Origin of the sequence: Rhodococcus sp. 14-2496-1d (assembly GCF_002259365.1) — a bacterium.
Lineage (GTDB): Bacteria > Actinomycetota > Actinomycetes > Mycobacteriales > Mycobacteriaceae > Rhodococcoides.
In genome coordinates, this window is sequence record NZ_NPFV01000016.1 from 184202 (window position 1) to 210030 (window position 25829).

General features: G+C 63.7%; 23 protein-coding genes and 1 pseudogene. 9 read left to right on the plus strand and 15 right to left on the minus strand.

The genetic code is table 11. The features are described 5' to 3' along the window. Positions 1-27 precede the first annotated feature (27 nt). The 4 genes from paaZ to CH296_RS11885 are packed head-to-tail and all read left to right on the plus strand — an operon-like array spanning position 28 to position 3900. On the plus strand, positions 28-2055 hold the full coding sequence (paaZ, locus tag CH296_RS11870; RefSeq protein ID WP_094684824.1) for a phenylacetic acid degradation bifunctional protein PaaZ: 2028 nt from the start codon (positions 28-30) through the stop codon (positions 2053-2055). Next, on the plus strand, positions 2052-2369 hold the full coding sequence (locus tag CH296_RS11875) for an EthD family reductase (protein WP_032404457.1): 318 nt from the start codon (positions 2052-2054) through the stop codon (positions 2367-2369). Before paaZ ends, CH296_RS11875 begins: the two co-directional genes overlap by 4 nt. Before the next feature lie 23 nt (positions 2370-2392). Continuing rightward, the gene (gene paaI, locus CH296_RS11880; protein ID WP_170944730.1) at positions 2393-2761 is read left to right on the plus strand and encodes a hydroxyphenylacetyl-CoA thioesterase PaaI; all 369 of its coding nucleotides are present in this window, start codon (positions 2393-2395) and stop codon (positions 2759-2761) included. Between the two features lie 29 nt (positions 2762-2790). Further along, entirely contained in the window at positions 2791-3900 is a 1110-nt protein-coding gene (locus CH296_RS11885; RefSeq protein ID WP_094684825.1) for a CdaR family transcriptional regulator, read from the plus strand. Here CH296_RS11885 and CH296_RS11890 read toward each other — a convergent pair. Further along, positions 3884-5293 carry an FAD-binding oxidoreductase gene (locus tag CH296_RS11890; RefSeq protein ID WP_094684863.1) on the minus strand — a complete coding sequence of 470 codons (1410 nt, stop codon included), beginning with the start codon at positions 5291-5293 and terminating at the stop codon, positions 3884-3886. The genes CH296_RS11885 and CH296_RS11890 overlap by 17 nt on opposite strands. Positions 5294-5588: 295 nt before the next feature. Between CH296_RS11890 and CH296_RS11895 the strand changes: the two genes are divergently transcribed. Then, positions 5589-6890 carry an MFS transporter gene (locus CH296_RS11895; RefSeq protein ID WP_094684826.1) on the plus strand — a complete coding sequence of 434 codons (1302 nt, stop codon included), beginning with the start codon at positions 5589-5591 and terminating at the stop codon, positions 6888-6890. A gap of 162 nt (positions 6891-7052) precedes the next feature. Here CH296_RS11895 and CH296_RS11900 read toward each other — a convergent pair whose 3' ends face one another. The 7 genes and pseudogenes from CH296_RS11900 to CH296_RS11930 form a co-directional block, all read right to left on the minus strand. After that, positions 7053-7763: a hypothetical protein gene (locus tag CH296_RS11900; RefSeq protein ID WP_094684827.1), complete on the minus strand. Its 711-nt coding sequence runs from the start codon at positions 7761-7763 to the stop codon at positions 7053-7055. A 90-nt stretch (positions 7764-7853) separates the two neighbouring features. After that, a complete protein-coding gene (locus CH296_RS11905; RefSeq protein ID WP_094638814.1) occupies positions 7854-8168 on the minus strand; it encodes a helix-turn-helix domain-containing protein in 315 nt (104 codons plus the stop codon). Continuing rightward, positions 8165-8569, minus strand: a complete 405-nt coding sequence (locus CH296_RS11910) for a VOC family protein (RefSeq protein WP_094684828.1) — start codon at positions 8567-8569, stop codon at positions 8165-8167. Before CH296_RS11910 ends, CH296_RS11905 begins: the two co-directional genes overlap by 4 nt. 54 nt (positions 8570-8623) lie before the next feature. Then, positions 8624-9439 (minus strand): annotated as a pseudogene (locus tag CH296_RS11915) (FAD-dependent oxidoreductase); the annotation flags it as partial. A 117-nt stretch (positions 9440-9556) separates the two neighbouring features. Further along, positions 9557-10609: an alcohol dehydrogenase catalytic domain-containing protein gene (locus tag CH296_RS11920; protein WP_094684829.1), complete on the minus strand. Its 1053-nt coding sequence runs from the start codon at positions 10607-10609 to the stop codon at positions 9557-9559. Further along, positions 10606-11901: an MFS transporter gene (locus CH296_RS11925; protein ID WP_094638812.1), complete on the minus strand. Its 1296-nt coding sequence runs from the start codon at positions 11899-11901 to the stop codon at positions 10606-10608. Before CH296_RS11925 ends, CH296_RS11920 begins: the two co-directional genes overlap by 4 nt. Before the next feature lie 20 nt (positions 11902-11921). Further along, positions 11922-12455 (minus strand): 2,4'-dihydroxyacetophenone dioxygenase family protein, encoded by a 534-nt coding sequence (locus tag CH296_RS11930; protein ID WP_094638811.1) that lies wholly within the window; start codon positions 12453-12455, stop codon positions 11922-11924. A gap of 193 nt (positions 12456-12648) precedes the next feature. Here CH296_RS11930 and CH296_RS28605 point away from each other — a divergent pair, with 193 nt between their 5' ends. After that, positions 12649-13611 (plus strand): helix-turn-helix domain-containing protein, encoded by a 963-nt coding sequence (locus tag CH296_RS28605; RefSeq protein WP_176460215.1) that lies wholly within the window; start codon positions 12649-12651, stop codon positions 13609-13611. A 237-nt stretch (positions 13612-13848) separates the two neighbouring features. Here the strand turns inward: CH296_RS28605 and CH296_RS11945 are convergent, their stop codons facing one another. Continuing rightward, positions 13849-14331 (minus strand): hypothetical protein, encoded by a 483-nt coding sequence (locus CH296_RS11945; RefSeq protein ID WP_094684864.1) that lies wholly within the window; start codon positions 14329-14331, stop codon positions 13849-13851. A 259-nt stretch (positions 14332-14590) separates the two neighbouring features. Between CH296_RS11945 and CH296_RS11950 the strand changes: the two genes are divergently transcribed. Together CH296_RS11950 and CH296_RS11955 are read left to right on the plus strand one after the other, a co-directional pair. Beyond that, positions 14591-15844 carry an EAL domain-containing protein gene (locus tag CH296_RS11950; protein ID WP_306436979.1) on the plus strand — a complete coding sequence of 418 codons (1254 nt, stop codon included), beginning with the start codon at positions 14591-14593 and terminating at the stop codon, positions 15842-15844. 430 nt (positions 15845-16274) lie between these two features. Next, positions 16275-17078, plus strand: a complete 804-nt coding sequence (locus tag CH296_RS11955) for a hypothetical protein (RefSeq protein ID WP_256980424.1) — start codon at positions 16275-16277, stop codon at positions 17076-17078. A gap of 12 nt (positions 17079-17090) precedes the next feature. Here the strand turns inward: CH296_RS11955 and CH296_RS11960 are convergent, their stop codons facing one another. Together CH296_RS11960 and CH296_RS11965 are read right to left on the minus strand one after the other, a co-directional pair. Next, complete coding sequence (locus CH296_RS11960) at positions 17091-18260, minus strand: diguanylate cyclase (RefSeq protein ID WP_094684830.1); 1170 nt, start codon at positions 18258-18260, stop codon at positions 17091-17093. A 78-nt stretch (positions 18261-18338) separates the two neighbouring features. After that, on the minus strand, positions 18339-19367 hold the full coding sequence (locus tag CH296_RS11965; protein ID WP_094684831.1) for an Rv1355c family protein: 1029 nt from the start codon (positions 19365-19367) through the stop codon (positions 18339-18341). A 269-nt stretch (positions 19368-19636) separates the two neighbouring features. Here CH296_RS11965 and CH296_RS11970 point away from each other — a divergent pair, with 269 nt between their 5' ends. Beyond that, positions 19637-20902 (plus strand): EAL domain-containing protein, encoded by a 1266-nt coding sequence (locus tag CH296_RS11970; protein WP_094684832.1) that lies wholly within the window; start codon positions 19637-19639, stop codon positions 20900-20902. A 21-nt stretch (positions 20903-20923) separates the two neighbouring features. Here CH296_RS11970 and lpdA read toward each other — a convergent pair whose 3' ends face one another. The 4 genes from lpdA to CH296_RS11990 are packed head-to-tail and all read right to left on the minus strand — an operon-like array spanning position 20924 to position 25687. Continuing rightward, positions 20924-22291: a dihydrolipoyl dehydrogenase gene (lpdA, locus tag CH296_RS11975; protein ID WP_094684833.1), complete on the minus strand. Its 1368-nt coding sequence runs from the start codon at positions 22289-22291 to the stop codon at positions 20924-20926. After that, the gene (locus CH296_RS11980; RefSeq protein WP_094684834.1) at positions 22288-23574 is read right to left on the minus strand and encodes a dihydrolipoamide acetyltransferase family protein; all 1287 of its coding nucleotides are present in this window, start codon (positions 23572-23574) and stop codon (positions 22288-22290) included. The genes lpdA and CH296_RS11980 overlap by 4 nt, the downstream gene beginning before the upstream one ends. Beyond that, positions 23571-24575 (minus strand): alpha-ketoacid dehydrogenase subunit beta, encoded by a 1005-nt coding sequence (locus CH296_RS11985; protein ID WP_094684835.1) that lies wholly within the window; start codon positions 24573-24575, stop codon positions 23571-23573. Before CH296_RS11985 ends, CH296_RS11980 begins: the two co-directional genes overlap by 4 nt. Then, positions 24572-25687, minus strand: a complete 1116-nt coding sequence (locus CH296_RS11990) for a thiamine pyrophosphate-dependent dehydrogenase E1 component subunit alpha (protein ID WP_094684836.1) — start codon at positions 25685-25687, stop codon at positions 24572-24574. The genes CH296_RS11985 and CH296_RS11990 overlap by 4 nt, the downstream gene beginning before the upstream one ends. Between the last annotated feature and the right edge of the window lie 142 nt (positions 25688-25829).

Here is a 25829-nt window from a genome sequence, read left to right on the forward strand (position 1 = left end):
CCGAACGTACGGTGAGATGGAGGCGTTGTGAGCAGACTTCTGGAAAGCTATGCCCAGGGCACGTGGTATTCCGCAACCGATGAGGGAGCGCCGCTGCTGAGCGCCGTCGACGGCAGCGAGATCGCTCGGGGGTCATCCAGCGGACTCGACGTCGCAGGCATGGTGGACTACGCCCGCACCGTCGGAGGGCCCGCGCTCGCAGCCCTGACGTTCCACGAGCGTGCAGCCCTGCTCAAGCAACTGGGCCTGACGCTGATGGCAGGCAAGGAGGAGTTCTACCAACTCTCCCGGCACACCGGCGCCACCACCCGCGATTCCGGTGTCGACATCGACGGCGGATTCGGAACCGTGCTGAGCTACGCGAGTAAGGCCCGACGCGAACTCCCCAACGAGACGGTCTATCTCGATGGCGCGATCGAGCAGCTCGGTAAGAAGGGCACCTTCCTCGGTCAGCACATCTACACCTCGAGGCGCGGCGTCGCCGTCCAGATCAATGCGTTCAATTTCCCAGTCTGGGGCTTCCTCGAGAAGCTTGCCCCCGCGTTCATCGCGGGCGTGCCGTCGATCGTCAAGCCCGCCAGCCAAACTGCGTACCTCACCGAGCTGGTGTTCCGCCGGATCATCGAGTCAGGGTTGCTGCCCGAGGGTTCGGTGCAGTTGCTGTGCGGCAGTGCCCGCGGTGTGCTCGACCACCTCGGCGGCCAGGACTCGGTGGCCTTCACCGGATCCGCCGATACCGCTGCGACCCTGCGTTCTCATCCCAACGTCGTGGGCGAGGGACTGCACTTCACGGCCGAGGCGGATTCCCTCAATGCTTCGATACTGGCATCCGATGTGGCACAGGACGATCCAGAGTTCGATCTCTTCGTCAAGGGTGTCTTCACCGAGATGACGTCCAAGGCCGGGCAGAAGTGCACAGCCATTCGCCGGGTGCTGGTTCCGCAGGACTCTGTCGAGCTCGTCATCGAGGCACTGAAGACCAAGCTGGAGAAGGTCGTCGTCGGTGATCCGGCCGACGAGGGGGTCACCATGGGTGCCCTCGCCAGCATCGATCAGCGAGATGAAGTCCTCAAATCCATTCGTGGACTGACCAAGTCCGCATCGGTGGTCTTCGGCGATCCCGACGCGGTGGATCAGCGAGCAGGCGCGTTCATGGCACCGGTGCTGCTGAAGGCCGGCGACAAGGCCGCGCCCGAACCGCACGAGATCGAGGCGTTCGGGCCGGTATCGACCGTCATCGGCTACGACGGCACCGCAGACCTGCTCGATCTCGTAGCCCGCGGAAAGGGCTCTCTGGTTGCATCTCTCGTGACCAAGGATTCTGCGATCGCGCGTGAGATCGTCCTGGGCAGCGCGCCGTACCACGGCCGCATCTTGGTCCTGAACTCCGAGGACGCCAAGGAATCGACCGGCCACGGATCGCCTCTGCCGGTCCTGGTGCACGGCGGACCCGGTCGCGCAGGCGGCGGTGAAGAACTCGGCGGTATCCGCGGCGTCCTGCACCACATGCAGCGCACTGCAATTCAGGGAACACCGGACGTCCTGACGGCCATCGGCAACAAGTGGGTCGCCGGGGCGAAGCAGACGACCGGCGACGTCCACCCGTTCCGTAAGAACCTCGGCGAGCTGAAACTGGGCGACACCATCATCGGTGGACCACGGCAGGTCACCCGCGCTGATATCGATCATTTCGCCGAGTTCACCGGGGATACGTTCTACGCTCATACCGATCCTGAAGCGGCAGCCGCCAATCCGCTGTTCGGTGGAATCGTCGCGCACGGCTACCTGGTGGTCTCCCTGGCCGCCGGGCTGTTCGTCGACCCGGCCCCGGGCCCCGTCCTGGCCAACTTCGGCGTCGACAGCCTTCGCTTCCTGACGCCGGTCAAGGCCGGGGATTCGTTGACGGTCACGTTGACGGCCAAGCTCATCACACCGCGTCAGAGTGCCGATTACGGCGAGGTGCGTTGGGATGCAGTGGTTGTCAACCAGGACGGCGATCCCGTCGCGACCTACGACGTGCTGACCCTGGTCGCGAAGCCCGAGGCCGCATCATGAGCGTACGAGTAGCCGTCTGTTACGGGATGCCCGAGGACACTGCCGCATTCGATCGTCACTACGCCGAGGTGCACATGCCCCTCGCGCGGGCTGTCCCCGGTTTGGTCGACTTCACCTGGGGCACGCTCGACTCGCTCGACGATTCACCGCCGCCGTACTACGCGATCGCCAGCCTGTACTTCGCGGACGAGGCATCGCTGAAGGCAGGATTGGCCTCGCCCGAGATGAAGACCGCGGGCAAGGATCTGCGCAACTTCGCAACCGGTGGCGTCACGATGTTCACCCAGAACGAGCAGTCGGTGTTGCAGCCGTGACGGATTCGATGATCGCGCGAGAGATGTTCGAGGTCGACGCGGCGTCCCGCAAGCTCGGCATCGAATTGATCGAGCTGTCACCTGGACACGCGAGGATGTCGATGGTCGTGACCGAGGACATGGTCAACGGCTATGCGATCACGCACGGTGGCTACGTCTTCCTGCTGGCGGACACAACGTTCGCGATGGCTTGTAATTCGCACGACGATTCGGCCGTCGCGGCACGTTGCGACATCCGATACCTCCGTCCGACGAAGGCCGGGGACGTGCTGGTTGCAGATGCCGTCGAGCGTGCGCGGTTCGGCCGGAACGGCCTCTACGACGTGTCGGTGACGTGTCGAGACGAGCTGGTCGCCGAATTCCGAGGTGACAGTCGCACCGTGGCCAGGTAGTCGGATCTGCTCGGCAGTACGGTGAGTCGATGACCACTGCCGATCTGTCTGCCTTGGCCGACGCCACGGCGGCTGCTGTGGGCGGCGCGGTATCGGTGATGGACCCGGCCGGCTACGTCGTGGCCTACTCGTCGCTGCCCGGGCAACCGATCGACGACGTGCGGCGCGACGGGATTCTCGGCAAGCAGGTTCCGGCCGAGTACATGGCGCACCATACCGACGAGGAGTTCCGGCGCAGTTCCACTGTGCGGATCGTCGCCGTAGCCGGGGTGCTACCTCGCCTGGCCGTGCCGGTAACCAGTGGCGGCGAATATCTCGGTTCGATCTGGTGCATTGTCCCCACCGCGGCGGTATCGCGGCCAGAGCCGGCCGCGATGGCTGCACTGCTACGGGCAGCAGCCGAAGCAATACCGTTGCTGAGTCAGCGACCGCAGGCTGTGGGTGTCGAAAAGCCCAGGGCGCGTGAACTACTGACCGATCCAGCAGCCGTCACACCCGAGGGGCAGCTGTACACGGTGCTGGCGACCCGGGTGCAGTCGGACAGGCCGGAAGCCACCGCGTCGCGACTGCGGGGGATGCTCGACCTGACCTTCGGGCAACAGCTCGACTCGGGTGCTGTCGTGATCGACGGCGCTGCCTTCCTCGTGATGCGTTCCGAAATCCCAATTACCGTAGACGAATTCGAGCACCTTCGACGCAGGGCTGTATCTGCCCTCGGAATTCCGGTGACGTTCGCGCTCGGTGGGCCGGACGAGCGCCCGATGACTGCTCGAGTGCATGCGCAGTGGGCGCTCGACGCATGCGAGGACGGTTCTCCGACCGTCATGTTCGAGGACGTCCGAGTCCACGCCACGCTGCGTAGGGCGGGGGCAGCGCTGTCCGAGGTGTCGTTGGCGTTGCCTGCCGTCGAACGGATGCTCTCCTGCGATGCTTCGGAAGGTACCGAGTACGCCGCGACGGTGCTGGCGTTGTTGGCGCACGAGTCCAACGTCGCCGCCGCAGCTGCATCGCTGTACCTGCACCCCAACACCTTCCGCTACCGACTCCGGCGTACCAAGGAGTTGTTCGGTCTCGATCTCGACGACGCGGACACCCGGTTGCTGGTCTGGATGTCGCTACGGCTCAGGGCCGGGCGGTGAGGACCTTCCCGGGGTTGAGCAGGTAGTGCGGGTCGAGCAATTCTTTGATGCCGCGCTGCAGTTCCGCTGCAACCGAGTCGAGTTCGGTCTCGAGAAGGTCCCGCTTGAGCAGTCCCACCCCGTGCTCGCCGGTGATGGTTCCACCGAGTGAGAGGGCGAATGCCGCAATCTCGTCGAACGCGCTGTGCGCCTTCGTCAACGATGAGGGGTCGAGGGGGTCGACGATGACCGTCGGATGGATGTTCCCGTCACCGGCGTGGCCGACGACTCCGATGACGATACCCAGCCGGTCTGCGACCCGACCCACCTCGTCGATCATCGTGGCGAGTTGTGAAATGGGAACGGACACATCGTCGACCAACGGCGAACCGAGACGCTCGAGTGCCGGGTACGCCAGTCGACGGGCCTGCACGAGCTGCTCCGATTCGACCTCGTCCTCGGCAACGGCCACATCGGTCGCACCGGCTGCGGTGCACAGTGCGGCGATAGCCTCGAGCTCCTCCACAGCGCCTGCGCCGATGTCGGATTGGGCGATCAGCACTGCGGCTGCGTCGGTGCCGAAGTCCATCCGGGCGTAGGCGTCGATCGCGGCGATAGTGGTGCGGTCCAACAGCTCGAACAGGCTCGGGGTGATACCTGCTGCACGAATCCTCGACACTGCCTCTCCTGCAGCGACAGTGGAGGGGAAGGTCGCAGCCGTCGTCAGCGGAGTTGAACTGGGAAAGTCCAGGCCGACGGTGGCCTCGGTGATGATGCCGAGCGTTCCCTCCGAGCCGACGAACAGTTCGGCCAGAGAGAGGCCTGCAACACCTTTGACGGTGCGTCGACCGACGAACGTCGCGCCGCCGTCGGCGAGTACGACGCGCAGCCCACGGACGAATCGTGCTGTAACACCGTATTTCACGCAGCACAGGCCGCCGGCGTTGGTGGCGATGTTGCCGCCGATCGTCGAGGCCTCCCAGCTGGATGGATCAGGGAGGTACGTCAGTCCCTGCTGCACGGCAGCATCTTTCAACTCTTTGTTGGTGACACCGGGTTGCACGACGGCGGTGCGGTTGACGACGTCCAACTCGACGATCTTGTTCATGCGCCGGGTATTGAGGGCCATGGCTCCCACGCTGGCGTTCGCTGCTCCGGCCAGGCCGGTCAATGCACCCTGCGGCACAACGGGAATGCGGTGTGCCGACGCGATTTTCATGATGGCCTGCACGTCCGATTCCGTGGTCGGCAGTACCGCCACCAGAGGCAGGGTGGATTCGCACAACGCTGCGGCGTCGTGCCGGTAACCGGCGAGAATGTCCGGGTCGGTCACCACCGCGTCGGCACCGAGGGCGCGCATCAGTTCGTCGATGACGTGAGAGTGGTGAACGAGAGTCGACGTGGGTGCGGCCATGAGTTCGAGTATGACCGGCGTCACTGTGGACGTCTGCGTCGTTTCGGACGAAGCGACAGGCCCCGATCGGTAGTTTCCGACGAAGTGCGTCCATCGCCTTGTTATGTACGCGACCACCTTGACAAACTACGGTGGCGCCGGTCACAGTAATTACCGACCGAATGGACGGTGAGTTTTATCCGATTCTGCGCTTGCACCTAATCGCCGTCCTTCACCCATCGCAACCCGCCCCGCCCCACTCCGAACGGCCGCTCGATGCCCGAGCGCCGGAGCCCGAACGAAACGAGACAAGTCGATGTCAACTCAGGTCGAGACGCCCACCGGGGTGTCGCGTGAGCATCGCCGCGCCGCCATGGCCAGCATGGTCGGTACCACCGTCGAGTGGTATGACTTCTTCATCTACGCGCAGGCCGCGTCGCTGATCTTCGCCCAACTGTTCTTTGCACCCATGGGCTCGTCCGGACAGCTGGTCGCCTACGTGACCATCGGTATCAGCTTCGTCTTCCGTCCTCTCGGGGCCATCGTCGCCGGCTACTTCGGCGACAAGATCGGCCGAAAGAAGGTCCTCATCGCGACCCTCACCCTGATGGGTGCGGCCACCGTCGGAATGGGTCTGCTGCCCACATACGCGACAATCGGCATCTGGGCTCCGATCATCCTGATCGTGCTACGCATCCTGCAGGGATTCTCCACCGGCGGCGAGTGGGGCGGCGCTGCGCTGATGGCCGTCGAGCACGCTCCGAAGGGCAAGCGCGGAATCTACGGCGCAGCAACCCAGATGGGTGTTCCGCTCGGCATGCTCATCGCGGTCGGAACACTGGCACTGTGCACCGGTTTGCTCAGCGAAGAGCAGTTCGAGGCCTGGGGCTGGCGCATTCCGTTCCTCATCAGCTTCGTGCTGATCCTCGTCGGCTTCTACATCCGACGCCGTGTCGAGGAGACTCCGGTGTTCAAGGAGCTCGCAGAACGCAAGGAGCGCAACCACACTCCCGTTCGCGCACTGTGGCGCACCAACAAGAAGCAGGTCATGCTCGCTGCCCTGTCGTTCATCGGCACCAACGGAAACGGCTACATCATCGTCGGCGGTTTCATCGTCGCGTACTCGACGCGCGAACACGGACTCGCTCGCGTGGACGTGTTGGTGGCCAGCTTGTTCGCGGCCATCGTCTGGGGTGTGTTCACTCTGCTCGGCGCACATCTGTCCGATCGATACGCCCGCACCACGATCATGAACCTCGGCAACATGGCAATGGTGTTGTGCGCCATTCCGTTCTTCCTTCTCGTCGACACCGGTGAGTTGCACTGGATCTACGTGGCCCTCGGGCTGTTCGCCGTCGGACTCGGGCTGTCGTACGGTCCGCAGCCGGCGCTGTATGCCGAGATGTTCCCTGCTGCAGTCCGATTCAGTGGTGCATCCATCGGCTACGCCATCGGCACCGTGCTCGGTGGAGCCTTCGTTCCGACGATCTCCGAGGCACTGTTCAAGGGAACCGGCACCTCGATGTCGATCTCGATCTACCTGATGATCCTGGCGGCGATCTCCTTCGTGGCAACGTCGCGAATCAAGAACCGTCGAGACGAGGATCTGAACGTCTGACGCACCTGCTCGAAAGCCCCGAAACCAACACAATTTCGGGGCTTTCGTTATTTGTATGCAAGACCGACCGCAACGGCTGAAAACACGGACCAACGCGCACGCTCGTTGCCATCTGCTCCAGACTGCCTGCAGGGAAATGATGAGGCAGGACCGGGTTTTCGATCACGCCGACCGCGCGCGGCCACCCTGTCCGAGTTCGTTTGCGCTCTCTTCGTGACGACGAGGCATTCGGCGTCGGCGATCGGCGCGGATCGCTGCGGTGACCAGAGTGACTGTCGCGGCGACAACGCACAGCCAGCTGAGCCAGAGCAGACCGCCGATCGAGGTTGTCACGCCAGCACCCCCGAAGGCGACCGCGCCCGCGACCAGACGGTTGAGGTGACGTTTTCCCGGTTGCCGGACGACGCTTGCGACGAGACCCAGCCCGATGACGGCGAGGGCGAAGCCAACGATGATGTAGACGTGCGGCCGGTCGCTTCGAGTTGTCAGAAAGATCAGTTCGTCCGGGTTGGTCATCTGGAAGAGGGTCACTGCTACGCCCGTCGCAGCAGCAATCCCGCAGGCCGTGCATGCGTTACGAACGGCTTTCCCGCTTCGCAGCCACACAGCCACGGCCGCGAAGGGCGTCACCCATACGGCCAACGCGAGATAGACCGGCCACAGCTCGGACGGTGCGACCGAGGCCGCAGGCTCGTACAGATTTCGGTCCGGAAGAATCCATGCTCCGACGAGCGTCAGCCAGGCGGCGGGGACGGTCCATGCAACCGCAGCCACCCAGGACAGCGCACCCCGTTTGCCGACGATCGCCGCGACCGCCGACACTCCGACCCAGGTCGCGATGTAGAACACGATCAGGGCTTGTGCCGTATTCACTCGTCTCCGCAGCCCTCTCACGCAGTTGTTCGGTGTGTTGTCCCGCGCGTGCAATCACTCCCATGAGGTCGCCGACGATGAGGGTGCCAGTCAGGTCGCGCTCACGTCGGAATCACGAACTGGTGGCGCAGCTTCTTTGCCCCAGCGCTCGAGTGCGCCGACTGCGTCACGCAAAGCGAGACCTCTCTCGGTCAGCGCATACGCCCGAGTGTTGTGCCGGAGGGGGAGACGAGTCAACACGCCTGCCGCTTCGAGTTCGCGTAGCCGGGTAGCGAGCATGTTCGTCGGAACGCCCAGTTCGCGCTGCAGATCTCCGTAGCGTTGCGGCCCATCGAGTAGCCGTTCCACGATGAGCAGCGCCCAACGAGCGCCGACTACGTCGAGGGCGTAGGCCAGGTCACTCATTCGGCCGAATCGGTATCCGGCTTCATCCAGAACGGCGAGTAGTGGTAGCCGTCCGGGTCGTCGAACTGGCGTTGGTACATGAAGGCGTAGTCATCGGTGTCTCCGATTCGTCCACCGGCAGCGCCGGCGCGCTCGGTCAACTCGTCGACTGCCTCTCGGCTACCGAGGTCGAACGAGACCGTGACCTTCGACGGGGTGTCGGGACCGCCGATCAGCTCCTCGGTGCCGCCCACGCTCGCGTACATATCGCGGCTGCCGAGCATGACGTACTGCCCCGGTGTGATGGCGAAGCACGACACGTTGTGGTCGGACATCTCGGGGTTCAGGGTCCAACCGAGGGCTGTGTAGAAGGACGTCGCGCGCTCGACGTTCTCGACGGGACAGGTGATGAACAGGCTCATGCCCTCGATGCTTGCAAAATGCAAGTGGGGCGTCAAGGGGTCAATTCGACGTCCTTACCTGTGCGCGTGCAGCGGACGGCCCGACAACGCCATCATTGCTTCACCGAGTGCTTCGTTCTGTGTGGGGTGAGCGTGCACGAAACTTCCGACTTCTGATGGCAGTGCTTCCCATGCCACGGCGAGTTGCGCTTCGCCGATCAGCTCGCCCACGCGGTCGCCGACGAGGTGAACGCCGACAACCGGGCCGTCGTCGCGGGCTCGAATCACTTTGACTCCACCGGCGGTGGCGAGAATGCGGCTCTTGCCGTTGCCGCCGAGGTCGTAGACAACGGAGGTCACTGTGCCGTACTTCTGCTTCGCGGCCTTTTCGTTGAGACCGACCGACGCGACCTCCGGGTGTGAATAGGTCACGCGCGGAATGAGATCGCCGTCGATGCGTGCCGGTACGAGGCCGGCGATGTGCTCGGCGACGAAGATGCCGTGCTGAAAACCGCGGTGCGCCAACTGATATCCCGCCACGATGTCGCCGACGGCATAGACGCCGTCCGCGGTGGTGAGCAGATTGTCGTCGACAGTGACGAAGCCGCGTTCGGTGGCGATGCCCTGTTCGGTCAGGCCGAAGCCGTCGGTGCGGGGTCCGCGTCCGACCGACACCAGCACCAGATCGGCAGTGAGGGTGTCCCCGGACGACAGTGACACAGAGGCTGCGTCGGGAGATTCGGTGACGGACTCGACCTTGGTGCCTGTACGAATGTCGATGCCGCGCTTACGTAGTGCCTTGTTGCCGCGACGGGGTTTTCGACGAAATCGGCAACAGTGCGCAGAAACCCGCCTGCCACTCCGCTGGAGAACCGATTCCCTGCAGCCGAAGAAGTCTGTATTGCGCCTAATCCCGTTGCAGGACAGGACCTGCGGCTGTCTCGTCTTCGTTACTTCGATGACGGATTCGCTTACAGGTTGTTTATGCAGGGTGGCCGACGGCGGGCTTCAAGCTCTGCAGTCCACGAGCGTTTTGATTCCGGTGTTGCCACCTGATGCCATGCGGGTGAGCGTTTCACTGGCATGACGCAACGGGACTATTCGCGTGATCAAAGGCCGAAGGTCGAGTGTGCCCGATTCGACGAGGTCGATCAGTTCGGCGTGGCAGTTGTTGTATCCGACGCTCGCTTTCAGCGTCTTTTCCGAGTTGACGAAATTGAATGCTGCCAAGGAGATTCGAGGGGCGAGTCCGAGAAGTATGATTTCCCCGCCGAAGCGCGCAAAGGAGATCGCGAGGTCTACTGCGGACTGCCGGCCGACGACTTCGAACGACACGTCCACAGCATCTTCGCCCGTCGCCTGTCCCGGTTCGATGGTGGTCGGATCGGCCACCTGATCGAACCCAGTGGTGAGTGCAGCCTCTCGGCGGCTGGGTTCGGGATCGATACCCAGAATTCGTGAAGCCCCCTTGATACGCAGGAGTTGGCCGACGAGTAGACCGACGGGGCCGAGTCCGACGACGGCAGCGGTTCCACCGGGGGTGAACGACGACCGTCGAACCGCGTGCAAGGCGACGGCAGCAGGTTCGAGTACTGCTGCCGACGCGAGGTCGAAACCCGAAGGTAGGCGGTGCACCATGTATCCGGGCACTGTGGCGCGCTCGGCGAGGCCACCGTTTCCCATCAGGCCGACGAAGCCGAACGATGCGCAGGTGTGGTAACGGCCCATCCGACATTGGTCGCACCGCCCGCATCTGTAGTTGGGTTCTATGACAACTGCATCGCCGACGCGTACGTGGGTGACGTCCGCGCCGACAGCCGACACCGTTCCCGAGAATTCGTGCCCCAGGGTTATGGGAGCGCTCATTCCCGAGAGCTGATGTGGCGCATCGACCGGTATCGCGTGTGGGCCGTCAGCGATCTCGTGCAGGTCGCTTCCACACACCCCGCAGTAGGCCACGGCGATCTCGACGAATCCCCTGTCCGGGGGAGTTCTGACAAGCTCGTCGAGACGAACGTCTCTGGCGGCGTGCCAGCGCACAGCCAGGACTGGTGCTGTCATCGAACTTCTTCCGTTCGAGAAGGCGCTGTTTCGACCAGTCCGAAGCTCAATGCGACCACGATTGCTGCGGCACCTGCTGGGATCAACATACTCATCTGCAAACCGAACGAGTCGGACAGCAACCCCGCCAACCAAGGGGCGACGAACCCCCCGATGATCTCGCCGGTACCCATGATGGCACCGAGGCAGGTCGCGATGAGGTGCCTCGGCACGGTCTCGGCGGGAATCGTCGCCATCATCAAGGTGAAGCACCCCATGCCGGTGTACGTCACGATCAGAGCGGCGAACAACATGCTCGGTGAGCCGACGTACACAATGGCCAACGGTGCGAACACGGCCAGGGCCGAAAAGACGATCATTGCTGGTCGGCGTCCTGTTCGATCCGAAATTCCAGGCACCAGAGCTCCCCAGATCACCCATGCAATACCGATGCCACTGAGCACGAAACTCAATTCCCCCCCGGAAAACCCCTTGATCTCGCTCAGATACAGCGGAGCGAAAGTCTGAGTAGTGGTGAACCAGGTCAGGTAGAACACCGAAATGACAAGGCACAAAGCCACATTGCGTGTGCGTAGAGCCTGCCAGAACGTCATCGAAGGGTCACCCCGGTGAATCGGTGCAGCCGTGTCCGCCGCATCCTGAGCCAAAGTCGCCGGCTCCCGTAGTCGCAAGTCGCGAACGAACACCAGGACGAGGACCGCGAGTACGACTCCGGGCACCACGGTGGCGTAGAACGCCGTACGCCACCCGAAACTTTCCGCCAGCCACACGGTCACGAACGGTCCTAGCACGCCTCCGATCAAGCCCGCCGACGACCCTTGCACCATGCCCATGTTCAGCCCACGTCGTTTGGGACTCGAGGAGTACATCATCATCGGCTGGGCCAGAGGCAGAACTCCTCCTTCTGCGCATCCCATGACTGCACGGAGCAGGACGAGACTGGCGATTCCACCCACCAGTCCCGACATGGCCGAAAACAGGGTGAACACGATGATCGCCGCGATCAGATACGGCTTGCGGCGGTCCTTGCGGTCGGAGAGGTAGCCGATGGCCAGTCCGGAGACGGCCCACGCGAGCGCCGGTACGCCGCCTAACAGCCCAATATGTGAATTGTCCAGGCCCAACTCGTCTTTGAAGTACGGAGTCAGGTAGTTCAGTGCCAGTCGGTCGAAGAAGACGAAACCGAAAGTGCCGAACAGGACGGCGAGGAGAACGTTCTCGTAATGTCCACCGCGAGGGGGAGGACGGTAACCGCGGGTGGCATCGGCCTGTCCCGCATCGATGGCAGTCATGTCATGGCCTCGAGTTGGGATCAGCGGATGAGGGTATCGACGTAGTCCGCCCCGATACCCACCTTGTCGTAGTGTTCCCGGCAGAGGGCCAGGTAGTCGTGGACATCGAAGTGTCCGGTCGAGTTTCCGTCTTCGTCGAGCCAGATCAGTGGGCCCTTGACGACGAAGAACGCACGCATGGGCTCCTCGTGCTCGTAGGCGACCAAGGTGTGGCCCTCGCCGGGAGTTTCGAACACGAACGAACCTGCTGTGGCCGTCCACGGCTGCTCGAGGTAGCCCCACTTACCCGAGATCGTGTACGCGAAGACTTCGTGCGGGTGGTAATGCCGATTGACCAGTCCCGCAGTCTTCGACCAGAGGATATCGGCCCACCTGTTGTCGCGGGGTGAGATCCACAAGGGGCGCGAGGCAACAGTGTCGCTGAACGGTACGTAGTAGCGCTCGTCGTCCACCGGTGCGAATTGGTGAAAAACCTCCGGTTGAGCATCCGGCTTCATGTAGTCGGCGATGGGCTTGAGGTCCTGCCAGAATTCGGTGTTGGGCTGTTCAGGCATGTCAGTCTTCCGATCGAGGAGTAGTGCGCGTCCCGAATGGGACTCGATCAGTGAACTGCATCACTCGCTTGCGCGGCTTTCTGATACCGGTCGAACTTCTTGCGGCTTTGAGACATCTGAAACGGGCCTCGGCTGTTGCGGGGGCGATAGGAAACGTGCAGTAGGATGGCGCAGATCACATTGTGGAGGTGTCATGCCTGCGAGTCAGCTCACCGCTGTGCGTTCTATCCGCACAGACGATGTCGCACCCACGGACCGGCTCGAATACTGGGAGCACTACAACGCTGAGGCCCTCGTGGGATTGCGATGCGGGACCTATTCCGTCGAGGGCCTGGTGGCGCAGGAATCGAACTTCGAGATCGACGATCTCAAGCTGGCCCACATCGATGGCAACCCTCACATCATCGAACGCACTCCGGATCTGGTGCGGAACCACCCCAAAGAGTCCATTTTCGCTACCCTCCTCATGGAGGGATCGGGGTTCTTCTATCACCCCGAGGGATGCCTCCCGGTGCATGCGGGTGATGTGATCGTCTACGACACCCTTCACCCGTACTTGTTCGCATTCGGGTCTGACATGCGGCAGCTGCTCATCGATGTGCCACGACAGACAATGCAGCAGCAATTCGGACGATCGGACATCGACCGACCGATCGTCTCGAGTGCTCAGTCGGCGACCGTGCAAGCACTCACAGGCGCGCTGTTCGGCCCGGAAGGCGGCGGTTCTGCTCCCCGAATCGAGATCGAGAAGTCATCCGCCCTTGTGGAATTCATCGCGACGATGGCCGGACTGGCAAATGATCTCGGTGCGATTCGACAGCAACAAGCCCTGTCCTTCATCGCGGCCAACATTTCGAATCCCGAGCTGTCCGCCGCCGACGTCGCATCCGCTCTGGGAGTGACGCTGCGGCATCTCAATCGTTCGATGGCTCAGGCTGGAACATCGGTCAGTAGGACCATACGAGAAGAGCGGCTCGACCGCGCGATTCTCGCGCTGCAGACGACAGTCAACAAAAGCATCAGCGATATTGCCGCCGAGTGGGGATTCAGCTCGCACGCTCAGCTCTCGACCTTGGTTCGCCGACACTACGATCTCACCCCGAGTGAAGTGCGAGATCACCCCGGGCCTCTTCGATTCGTCAGGGAATCGCGCTGACGCCAGGTTCGCGAAAGCTGCTGCGGCGCAGTATATGCAGGGGTTCTGACGTAGTCGATACTGTCGACGCACAGTACTACTCCAGTTCGACGTCGCCGGCGACTCGATGAGGCCCGTGGCTGACGGCCTGACCGCTGTCGGGGTGCCGAACAGGACGCGACGCGGTCGCGCGAATGCATGCTCGACCCGAACTGTGAACGGGCCGCTCGAATACTCGACACGCGTGAAGCATGCGTTTCAATCGGCTCGCTCGACGCCACTGCGTGTGAGGACCAGTCCGGTCCCCACGACGCCGATGATGGTGATCGCCAGCGCAATCGATGACCAGCCCTCGCTGTGCCAGTACACATCTTCGAGCGTGATGAGCAATGCTGTTTCGTCGACGATCAGCGCCAGGGCCACCCCGAGTACCGCTCCCATCCACGACCGTGTCCGTGGCGAACGGTCCACGAGACCGAAGACGGCGACGGCTGCCAGCAACAGAATCCCCCACAGGTAGTGGTGCAGGTGCACTCCGCCGGCGCTGATGTCGCCGACATCGCTGGTGTCGATATGTATAAGCCAGGTGACCAGCCGGGCACCGCCGAAGGTGACGGTGAATGCCAACCACGCCAGCACGATTCCGCGGCGCGCCGGGTCGATCTGTCTCCAGCGGTAGGGAAATCCGAAGCGGGCGTGCTGGGTTGTCTCGGAGTCGTCGTCAACAGGTTCGTTCGGCATCACGGTCATTGTCCCGCATCGGCGCTAACGGTCCGGTACGCGCGTTCGTGCGTCTACAGACGGTCCGCACTCAGAGTTCCACAGCGACCGGTTGAGCCGGAGGCGACCGCTCGAAGACATGTCGTGGCAGCGCGATCGCCTCGCGCGGTATCGTCGCTTCGGTGTCGAGTCGCCGGCACTCGTATCGACCTATCCGTCTGACTTCGGATCGGTTTTGACGAAGGCCAGGGCGACCTCGCGTGGCCGGGGAGGATTTTGCATGGCAGCACATCGCGATACCGAGACCGCGCATTCACCGTCCACCTCGTTCTCGGAATCGATAGGACTGGTCGTCACCATGCAGTTCGCACCCATCCGACGACTCGACGACAACGCCCTTGCCGGAGCCGAACTCCAACTACGAGGCCCTGCCGGCTCTGCACTGGACTCCGCTGACGCGCTGCGCCGCGCCGCACACCTGATGCAACAGCGACCCCAATTCGATCTGCACAAGACCACACTTGCGAACACCGCACCTGCACGTACCCTCGCCGAACACCTGCCCCTGATCCTCACCCTCGACGCGCAATCACGCCGCGCCCTCGACGACAGCGACCGCGAACGCACATCGACGATGCTCGAACGCGTCGTCGTCACCGTCGACGCCTCAGCCGTCCTCGCCGACCCCCACCAGGCCATGGCCGCGATAGCGTCCGCGCGGACCGGTGGAAAGCTGATCGCACTCGACGGCGTCGGAGACCACCCCCACGCGACGACCCTTCTGCCGTTGATCGAGCCCGACATCGTCATCACCGCAGCGGACCTGCTCACCGAAACCGGACACGACGTCGGAACCACCACTCATGCCCTCGCCGCCTACGCCGAGCGCTCCCACGCAGTGATCGTCGCCGAAGGCGTCGACACCGAAGCCACCCGCCTGGCCGCGATCACCATCGGAGCCACATACGGAACGGGGCAACTGTTCCCGGCAGTCGAAGACCCTGCCGAACTCCTCGACGAGCCGGTCGTTCCTATGCCCGCCGACCCGGTCTGGACCACACCGACCACCGACTCGAGCACCCCCTACGCGATCGCCTCGGCACACGCCACCGCCCGGCGCGGAACGAAAAAGCTGTTGATTCAGATGAGCAAATCCCTCGAAGCGCACGCCGCAGCGTCCGGATCATCGATGATCGCACTCGGCACTTTTCAACGCGCACAACACTTCACACCCACCACCTCCGCTCGATGGCATCATCTCGCAGAAACCATCGGCTTCGCCGGGGTCTACGGCGTGGGCCTACCCGCCCTCGTCGACGGAAACGTTCGACATGCCCCACTCGACCCCGGCGACCCACTCGTCCAGGAATGGACCGTCATCACCCTCGGTCCACACCACGCGGCACTTCTGTCCGCACGTGACCGCCACGACAACGGCCCTGACCTCGACCGCACTTTCGACTTCGTGCAGACCTTCGACCGCGCCACCGTCACCCGAGCCGCCCGAGCGATTCTGCGGCGCTACCCGCACTGAACAGCACACATCGGCCAGCATGCGGGGTCCCACGGCCGCCGGACAGCATCCTCGGTTCCAGCGAACAATGCGCACCTATGCAGATTTCAGGGACGCAGCCGTGGGTCAGCTGGACTCGCGATCGACACAGTTCGTTCGATTCAGATGCTCACACGGATCACTCTCCTGATGGAGAGCGTGCCGCTGACCGCCTCGGACATCATGACCTGGATATGTGACTATCCACAGTGACCGCAGACCTTCTGTCGGACTCGCCCAGTGATATGTCACAGAGTGACGACAAATAACAGGTCTGCAGTACGTTTTAGGCTATTTCGCTGGTCCGTAGGGTTGTTTTCTGGACACAATAGGTTTGACGATTGTTCAGGAATCAACCATGCTCTCGATTTTGCCCCAGAAGGGCGTCGAGGGATCAGCCAGGAGTGCGCCCATGACTACCCCCCTCCTCCCCGACGTGCCCTCGGCACGCACCATCGAATACGTAGACCGTCCCCGCTCGGTTTGCAGTGTGCCGACGGACAGGACGAGCCTCGTCCGGGGGCGAGGCCTGGACTCCGTCCACCGGTCGACGCCCTGCGCGGACGGAGCCCTGACATTGACAGCCGCGACGCCGTCGGGCTCCCCGGAACTGTGGTCCCGCTACGTCGAAGGAGCGTGGGAGTCGTATTCACGCCACGGTGTCACCGCGGCTCTCGACATGGAAGAAGTGGCTTCCGGCGCAACGACAGCACTGTTCTACGTGGTGTGCGATGAGGCAGGAGAGATGCTCGGCGGCGTTCGAGCCCAGGGGCCGTACGCGATGGTCGAGCAATCCCATGTCCTCACCGAGTGGAAGGACTCGCCCGGACTGGCACCGGTTACCGACCTGCTTCGGTCTCGACTTCCCCACGGAATCGTGGAAATGAAAAGCGCGTGGGTCGATGCGGGGGCCGCAGGGCGGACGGTGTCGAATGTCCTGGCTCGAACAGCGTTGCCGACGCTCGAATTGACCGGCAGCCGGTACCTGTTCGCCAGCGCGGCCGATCACGTTCTGCGTTTGTGGGAGAGTTCCGGTGGGCGGATCGACCACGGCATCCCCGCTGCCGCGTATCCGAGTGAGCAGTACCGGACCGTCATGATGTGGTGGGACCGAACTACCCTCGCGCAGGCCGCGCAGCCCGAGGTGTGGCGCTCGATGGTCGACGAGGTCCGCGCACTGTGTGGGGACGATCGGCACGTCCTGTGCGTGGCATAGCGGCTCGCTACATCACTGGCCTCGACCATTTTCGTGTTGCCGACCCTGTACGGTGCCCTGCCAGCTGATCGTCAAGGTCCCCGCGTGGCAGGCGCGGTCTCGGCCGTCGGTCTTGGCTCGGTAGAGCGCGGCATCAGCGGCGCGGACGACTGCATCGAGTACTTGATCGAGACCGCCCGATTCGGTCGAAGCGAAGCTTGTCGCGGGTGACGCACCGTCATCGGACGCGGCCGGTCGCACGTCCACAGTCACCGTTCCGATACTCACGGTCACCGTGCAGTCGGACCGGACTCGGTCGAGTATCCGCCGCGTGAGCTCGTGATCCTCTCGGTGTGTGGCAAGGATCAGGAACTCTTCGCCGCCGGTCCGGGCGACCACCGCATCCGATGCGCCGACCACCGCGTGCACCGCATTCGCCAGGGTAGCGGCAACCGCGGCGAGCGTTCGGTCGCCGGCTGTGTGACCGGCCGTGTCGTTGACGGCCTTGAAGTAGTCGACGTCGACTACGAGCGCAGACAACGGTTTCCCTCGCTCGCAGGCCTCGTGCACCAGGATCCCGGCGTTCGACAGCAGTCCGCGTCGATTGACCAGACCGGTCAGCGGATCCGTGTCGGCCAGTTGTTGCAGTTTCCGGTTGACCACCGACAGTGTTCGGCGCAGGCCACCGATGAGCGCGACCGGCACCAGCACCGTGGTCACGGCGGCACCGATTGCGACCGCAGTCACTGCCCACCCGGAAGACCCCACACTGATCACCGACAGTGCCGTGGCCATCACCACCGAGACCGCGGACAGGCCGGCAGTCACACGTGGTGGTGAGCTCGATGCGGCGATGGCCGGAACGATGGCCAACATCGAGGTGACCGCACGCGTTCCTGCCGGATCCGCGATCAGGTAGGCACTGATCGCGACTCCGGTCATACCCCCGAAACCCAGGACCGCGAATTGGCGTTCGCTCAACCGCCCCACCTTGGCGGCGAAAAGCACGGTGACTGCGGTGAACGTCAGCACGGCGATGAGAACCGGAAGTGCGTTCGGCCGTAGGAATGTCGGTGACAGCAGCGCAATGGCCAACAGCGGCACCGCACCGGTGGCGCTCGCGATGACTGCGGCCGTGCGGGTGTCGAGCCGTGATCGCCAGAAGTTCGTGCGCCGACGAGGCGGCTGGTCGATCACGTTCATCGGATGATTCCTCGGATCAGGGTTGGGCGAACCCAACAAACAGTATCTGTCGGAGCTCCTCGCCGGTGGTGCGCCCGCTCACACGTTTGCAGGACCGGCGGCAGGGTCGAGGCCGGTGCGTACCAACCCATCCAGATCGATCCGCCGCCGACCTGAAGGGAGTGGTTCGCCGCGGCCGAATGCCCTCACGGCAGCGGTTACAGCGGCACCCCCGAGTGCGACGTCTCCGCCGAGCTGGGGCCACGTCGAGAGCGTGCGCCCGATCTCCGGTACCGACGCAATCATTCGAGGGGTCAGCTTGCTCGGTTCGAGCAACGTCGCTGCAATTGTGCTCTTCTGCTCGATGGTCATGTCGGCCAGATCCGCGGTGTCCATTTCGCCGAGCAGTCCGTGAAACACCGGTCGGTCGGGTTCGATATCGAAGCGTTCGATATCGAGGACGCCTCCGTCGCTGGTCTCCATCACCACAGGAATACCTCGGGCGCGGGCGTGGTGGCGGACCAGCAATTTGGTGTCGATCGAGTCGCATTCCTCGACGACGAGATCGAGTCCGTCGAGAAAGCCACCGAGCGTCTCGGCCGTCACACCGTTCGCGAAGACCTGCACATTCAGATAGGGGTCGAGCTCGGAAATTCGTCGGGCTCCCACGACCGCTTTGTTCACGCCCAGATCGAGCACCGAAGTCGGGACGCGGTTGAGATTCGACAGATCGAGCTCGTCGAAGTCCGCCAGACGCAACTCCCCGCACAATCCCTCCAGTGCGAGGGTATGCGCGACGGCATGACCGACGCTCAGCCCGACGATTCCCACCCGCAGAGCTCTGAACCGAGCTTGCTCTTCGGTGGTGATCTTGTTTCTGTTGCGGTCCAGTCGCAGCCGATCGAAGCCGCGTGGACCGAGGACCCGCACCAATGAGCGCCGCCATGGGTAGTACACCCACCGTGGCTCTTCCGCGAGGTCGCCGGCGATCGCGGGAAGTAGCCCACGAAGCGAGGCCAACTGGTCGGGTGTCGTGTCGACGACGCCGATGGCGGGATCGTCGATCAGACCACGGACGATCGAGTCGTGTTCATGCTCGGACGGATCGAACACTCTGTGCTCTGACATTGCTGAGTCTCCGCATCTTTCGGATGATTGTCGCCGACGGACGGCACCGATCACGTCCCACAGCCGGACGCGACACCAGGCTGGTTCACGTTACTGAACAACGGGCGGCAATCATTGCCAGGCTGCGGATCGCTTGATAAGAACTAAGCAGACGCCGTCCATCCGCTGTGGTGAAGCCCGCGTACGGACAACGCGCCCGCGTGCCGCGGCACAGGGAACGAAAGTCTCTGTGTACGTGCAGCGGTGGGACCGAGAACGTGGGGTGAGAATTGGGCGTCGACAGGGGCTTCGACGAGCGTTTCAGCTCACTGACCTCGATCTTTCAGCCGATCGTCGACTCAAGGACCGGGTTGGTCGTCGCGCACGAGGCACTCACCCGGTGGCCGGCGTTTCCGGACACCTCGCCGGAACAGATCTTCGACATCGCTCGCACCATGGGAATGGTCGACGAGCTGGACCGCAGATGCATCGAGTCGGCAGTCACCACAGCGGCACAGTCCACCCCTGCAGACCACGCGCCGCGTACGTTGTTCGTCAACATCGAAGCCGAAGCGATGTCCTCCGAGAATTCGTCGGCCTCGGTCCGCCGCCTCAGCCAGTTGCTCCGCGCAGGCGGCTCCCAGGTTCGGCCGGTTGCGGAATTCCCCGAACGCTCCCTGCTCACCGACCCTGCACGCCTGCTCAGATCGGCGGACCGACTCCGACGTGACGGAGTCACCATCGCTCTCGACGACGTCGGTGCCGACCCCGACTCTCTGGTACTGCTGCCCCTTCTGGCACCGGAAGTGATCAAACTCGACAGATCGTTGCTCGACGACGACCTCCCCGGCGACAAGCTCGCCACCTTGCTCGCCGCGCTCGCATACTCGAGCCGGTTCGAGGTGACACTCATCGCCGAAGGAATCGAAACCGAGAGACAGAAGGACAAAGCCTTGGCGTGGGGTGCCGACTACGGGCAAGGGTTTCATCTCGGCCGTCCCGGCCCCCTCGATGCATCCCCGACCTCCTCCTTCCCTGTGCAGCCACGCCCTCCTGTGACGAGACCGTTGACGGACATTCTCGACGACCGCGCCACCGACACGACGTCGATCTCGCTCCTCACGTCCATCTCCGACCATTTGCTCGACTTCGCGATGACGACCACCGAGACTCTGACGATCGTTGTCGCGTTCCGCGAACCGGAATTGTGCAGCGCAGACATGGCGCGCAAACTGCAGCGTCTGGCGCGCCGACACCCGTACGTCAAAGCGCTCGACGCACCGCGCGCACTGTTCACTGCCACCGATGGGGTGCGCCACGCCGACCTGGTTCAACCCTCGGAAAGAATCGGTGCCATCGCCGTCATCGGCCAACGGTTCTACTGCGCCCTGGTCGCCGCCCCGCTCGACCCCGATGCTCCAGCGTCGCCGTCGAACGAGTGGAGGTATTTCTTCAGCACCGATCCGGCCCAGGTCTGCGACTCTGCGCGCACACTGATCGTGCACAGTTCGAGCCCCACCCGACCCGGGCCCGACCTGACATCGGGTCGACCATGACGAAACCTGTTCCGGCAGCGGTCAACTGTGCGCGTGCAGCGGACGTCCCGAGAGTGTCATCATCGCCTCACCGAGTGCCTCGTTCTGCGTGGGGTGAGCATGCACGAAACTCCCGACTTCTGATGGCAGTGCTTCCCATGCCACGGCGAGTTGTGCCTCGCCGATCAGCTCGCCCACGCGGTCGCCGACGAGGTGAACACCGACAACCGGGCCGTCGTCACGGGCTCGAATCACTTTGACTCCGCCGGCGGTGGACAGGATGCGGCTCTTGCCGTTGCCGCCGAGGTCGTAGACAACGGAGGTCACTGTGCCGTATTTCTGCTCCGCGGCCTTTTCGGTGAGTCCCACCGATGCGACCTCCGGGTGTGAATAGGTCACGCGCGGAATGAGATCGCCGTCGATGCGTGCCGGTGCGAGGCCGGCGATGTGCTCGGCGACGAACATGCCGTGCTGAAATCCGCGGTGTGCCAACTGATATCCCGCCACGATGTCGCCGACGGCATAGACGCCGTCCACGGTGGTGAGCAGATTGTCGTCGACGCTTACGAAGCCGCGTTCGGTGGCGATGCCCTGCTCGATCAGGCCGAGGCCGTCGGTGCGGGGTCCGCGTCCGACGGACACCAGGACGAGGTCGGCCGAGAGGGTGTCCCCGGACGACAGTGACACAGAGACTGCGTCGGGAGATTCGGTGACGGACTCGACCTTGGTGCCGATACGAATGTCGATGCCGCGCTTGCGTAATGCCTTGGTCAACTGCTTCGAGGACCATTCGTCTTCGCCCGGCACGATGCGATCGAGCGCCTCGACGACGGTGACCTGGGCACCGAACGATGCCCAGATACTGGCGAATTCGATACCGATCACACCGCCGCCGAGCACGACGACCGACTCCGGTACCCGATCGAGTGCCATCGCCCCGTCACTCGTGAGCACGCGAGGCCCCAGTTCGATACCGGGGATGGTGCGTGAATACGACCCGGTGGCGAGAACCAGCGAGCCCCCGGTGATGCGTCGACCGTCGACCTCGACGGTGCGAGGACCGACCACCTGGCCACGACCGGAGACGATCTCGATACCGGGACGCTTCAGCAATCCCTGCAGACCTGCGTACAGGCCGGCGACCACGCTGCGCTGATAGCCCAGTGCCGCGGGCATGTCCACACCAGTGAACGATGCCGTGACGCCGACATGCGCCGAACCGCGCACTGCATCGGCAACCTCGGCGGTGTGCAGCAGCGCCTTGGTGGGGATGCATCCGCGATGCAGGCAGGTACCGCCGAGCTTGTCTTCCTCGACCAGCGCGACCGAGAGGCCGAGTTGTTCGGCACGCAGGGCGCACGAATAGCCGCCCGACCCTCCACCAAGAATGAGAACGTCCACGTCGCTCATCGGACGGATCCCAATGCCACGACGGGGTTCTCGACAAAATCGGCCACGGTGCGCAGGAACCCGCCTGCCACTCCGCCGTCGCACACGCGGTGATCGAACGCCAACGACAACTGCGCGGCCTTGCGGACGGCCAATTGGCCGTCGACCACCCAGGGACGGTCGATGATGCGGCCGATGCCCAGGATCGCGGCCTCGGGGTGGTTGATGATCGCGGCCGAGCCGTCGACCCCGAACACTCCGTAGTTGTTGAGGGTGAACGTTCCGCCGCTCAGCCGGGCTGCGGGCAGTGAACCGGTTCGCGCGAGTTCGGTCAGCTCGGCCAGCCGTTCGGACAGTTCCTTCAGGTCGGCCTTGTCGGCCTGGGGCACAACGGGAACCATCAGTCCACGGTCGGTCTGCGCGGCGATGCCGAGTCCGACATTCTCGTAACGCAGGATCTCGCCTGCAGCGGTGTCGACCGTGCTGTTGAGCTCCGGGAACTTGGCCAGCGCGACCATGGTGAGCTTCGCGAGGACCGCCAGCAGCGTCACCTTGACGCCGTCTATGGAGGCATCGAGGTCGCGTCGGGCCTGCAGCAGAGCCGTCGCGTCGACGTCGACCCAGACGGTGGCCTCAGGAATTTCCGAACGGCTGCGAGAGAGCTTGTCTGCGATGGTCTTACGAATACCGGTGATGGGTATTCGCGTGACGCCCTCCGGCGAGGAAGCAACCGTCGAACTTGCCAAAGCTCGCTCGACGTCTGCACGAGTGATGACGCCGTGGCTGCCTTCTGCGTCGATACTGCCCAGATCGAGCCCACCCTTCAACGCCATGCTCCGAACGATGGGGGAGAGCACCTTCGGCGCATGTGAGTGGAAATTCGTAGCCTGGGTCGAGTTTCCGCTCACCTGCGGCGCAGCCGCTCTCTGCTGCGGCGCAGCCGCACTCCGCTTGCGACGACCGGTCGGGCCGTGTCCTGTGCCGTAGCCGATGAGCACATTGCCCGAGCCGGCGCGTTCTTCCTCGCGGTACCGCTCATGGGCGGCGGGCGTATCGACGATGGCGCCGCCGGTGATGCTGATCAGGGGAGCGCCGACGGCCAGTGAAGTGCCCTCGGCGGCATGCAGTTCGCCGACCACACCCTCGAAGGGGCACGGCACCTCGACGGACGCTTTTGCAGTTTCGACCTCGACGACGACCTGATCGATGGTGACGATGTCGCCCGGCTTGACCTTCCACTCGACGATCTCGGCCTCGGTCAGTCCCTCACCGAGATCGGGGAGCAGGAACACCTGCATGCTCATACCGTGACCGCCTTGCTGAGATCGGGAGCATCGTTCCACTGCAGCCGGTCCATCGCGTCGAGTACCCGGTCTGCGGACGGCAGGTGGAAGTGCTCGAGTTTCGGTGCAGGGTAGGGAATATCGAGTCCGGCAACGCGGAGTACAGGGGCGTGCAGGTGATGGAAGCAGCGCTCGGATACGCGTGAGGCGATCTCGGCAGCGACGCCGGCGAAGCCCTGCGCCTCCTGAATCACGATGCAGCGTCCGGTCTTACGAACCGAGGCCGCGACGGTCTCGTCGTCGAACGGATTGAGCGACCGCAGATCGATCACCTCGACGCTCCGGCCGTCCTCGGCCGCGAATTCCGCGGACTGCATGGCCACCGACACGGTGGGTCCGTAGGCGAGAAGCGTGACGTCGGTACCGCCTCTGCGTACGACCGCCGTGCCGATCGGCTCGGTCTTTCCCAATTCGATGTCGTCCTTGGAGAAGTACAGCCGCTTCGGTTCGAGAAAGATCACCGGATCGGGATCCGCGATGGCGTCACGCATCAGTGAGTACGCGTCGGCGACGGTCGACGGGGAGACGACCTTCAGCCCCGGGGTGTGCGTGTAGTAGGCCTCGGACGAGTCGCAGTGGTGCTCGACGCCGCCGATGCCGCCCGCGAACGGGATGCGAATGACCATCGGCGCGGTGAGCGAGCCACGAGTTCTGTTGCGCAGCTTGGCCACATGGGACACGATCTGCTCGAATGCCGGGTAGGCGAACGCGTCGAACTGCATCTCGACGACGGGCTTGTAGCCCGACATCGCCATCCCGATCGCGAATCCCACGATGCCCGACTCGGCGAGCGGGGTGTCGAAGCAGCGGTCGTCACCGAAGTCGCGGGTCAGTCCGTCGGTGACGCGAAAGACGCCGCCGAGCGTGCCGACGTCCTCGCCGAAAACAACGACCCTTTCGTCCTCGGTCAACGCGTCGCGCAGGGCGGCGTTGAGGGCCCCGGCCATGGTGATCGTGGTCATGACAGTTCTCCTGCTGCGATTTCGGCGGCGACCTGATTGCGCTGGTCGGTCAATCCGGGGGTGGGGGATGAGTAGACGAACCGGAACAGATCCTCGGGGTCGACGTCCTGCTCGACGTTCATGCCGGCTCGAAGTGCTGCTGCGTCGGCGTCGGCGGATACCGTCATCTGCTCGCGGAGCTCGTCGGTGAGGATTCCTCGGCCTTCGAGGTAGGAATCCAAGCGCGAGAGCGGATCTCGGGCCAACCATCCTTCGACCTCGTCGGCCTTGCGGTAGCGGGTGGCGTCGTCGGCATTGGTGTGGGCGTCCATGCGGTAGGTGTGCGCCTCGACGACCACCGGTCCTTTGCCCGCGCGGACGTACTTCACTGCCTCGTCCATGACGGCCATCATCGCGACGGGGTCGTTGCCGTCGACCTGTTCGCTACCGATGCCGTAGCCGACGCCCTTGTGCGACAACGACGGAGCCGCGCTCTGACGCGCGAGCGGAACGCTGATCGCAAAACCATTGTTCTGGACCAGGAAGATGACCGGGGCCCGGAAGACGGCGGCGAAGTTCAGGGCCTCGTGGAAGTCGCCCTCGCTGGTTGCGCCGTCTCCGCAGAATGCCAGGGCGATGGTGTCTCGTCCCTGCTTGGCCTCGGCGTACGCGAAACCGGTCGCGTGCAGCAATTGTGTTGCCAGCGGTGTGCATTGGGGAGCGACCTTGTAGGCGGTCGGGTCGTAACCACAGTGCCAGTAGCCTGCGAGCATACCGAGCAACTCCACCTGGTCGACGCCTCGCGCCGCGAGAGCCATCGAGTCCCGGTATGTCGGGAACATCCAGTCCTGCTCACCCAGGCAGAGGGCTGCGGCGATCTGGCAGGCTTCCTGTCCACGCGAGGAGGGATAGACCGCGAGCCGGCCCTGCTTGGTCAATGCCGTTGCCTGCTGGTCGAATCGGCGACCGTGCACCATCGAGCGATACATCTCCAGCAGCCGTTCGTCGGACGGGCGCGCATACCGTGCGGCGCTGTCGACGCCTGTCCCGTCGGGTGCGAGATACTGCACGGGACGGTCGGCGGGCATGAACTGTTGATAGGACGTTGCCGGAACCTTCTCGACGGTCGTCATGGCGCACTCTCCTGAAATCGGCTTGTACGGCGATTCTGGCCGATTCGGTGAGGAAGAAGTCCTATGGTCGTAGAATTGCAGACATATGGCTACCGATCCTCGCGTACACCAGCGATATGTCCGATCAGTGCATAGAACGACC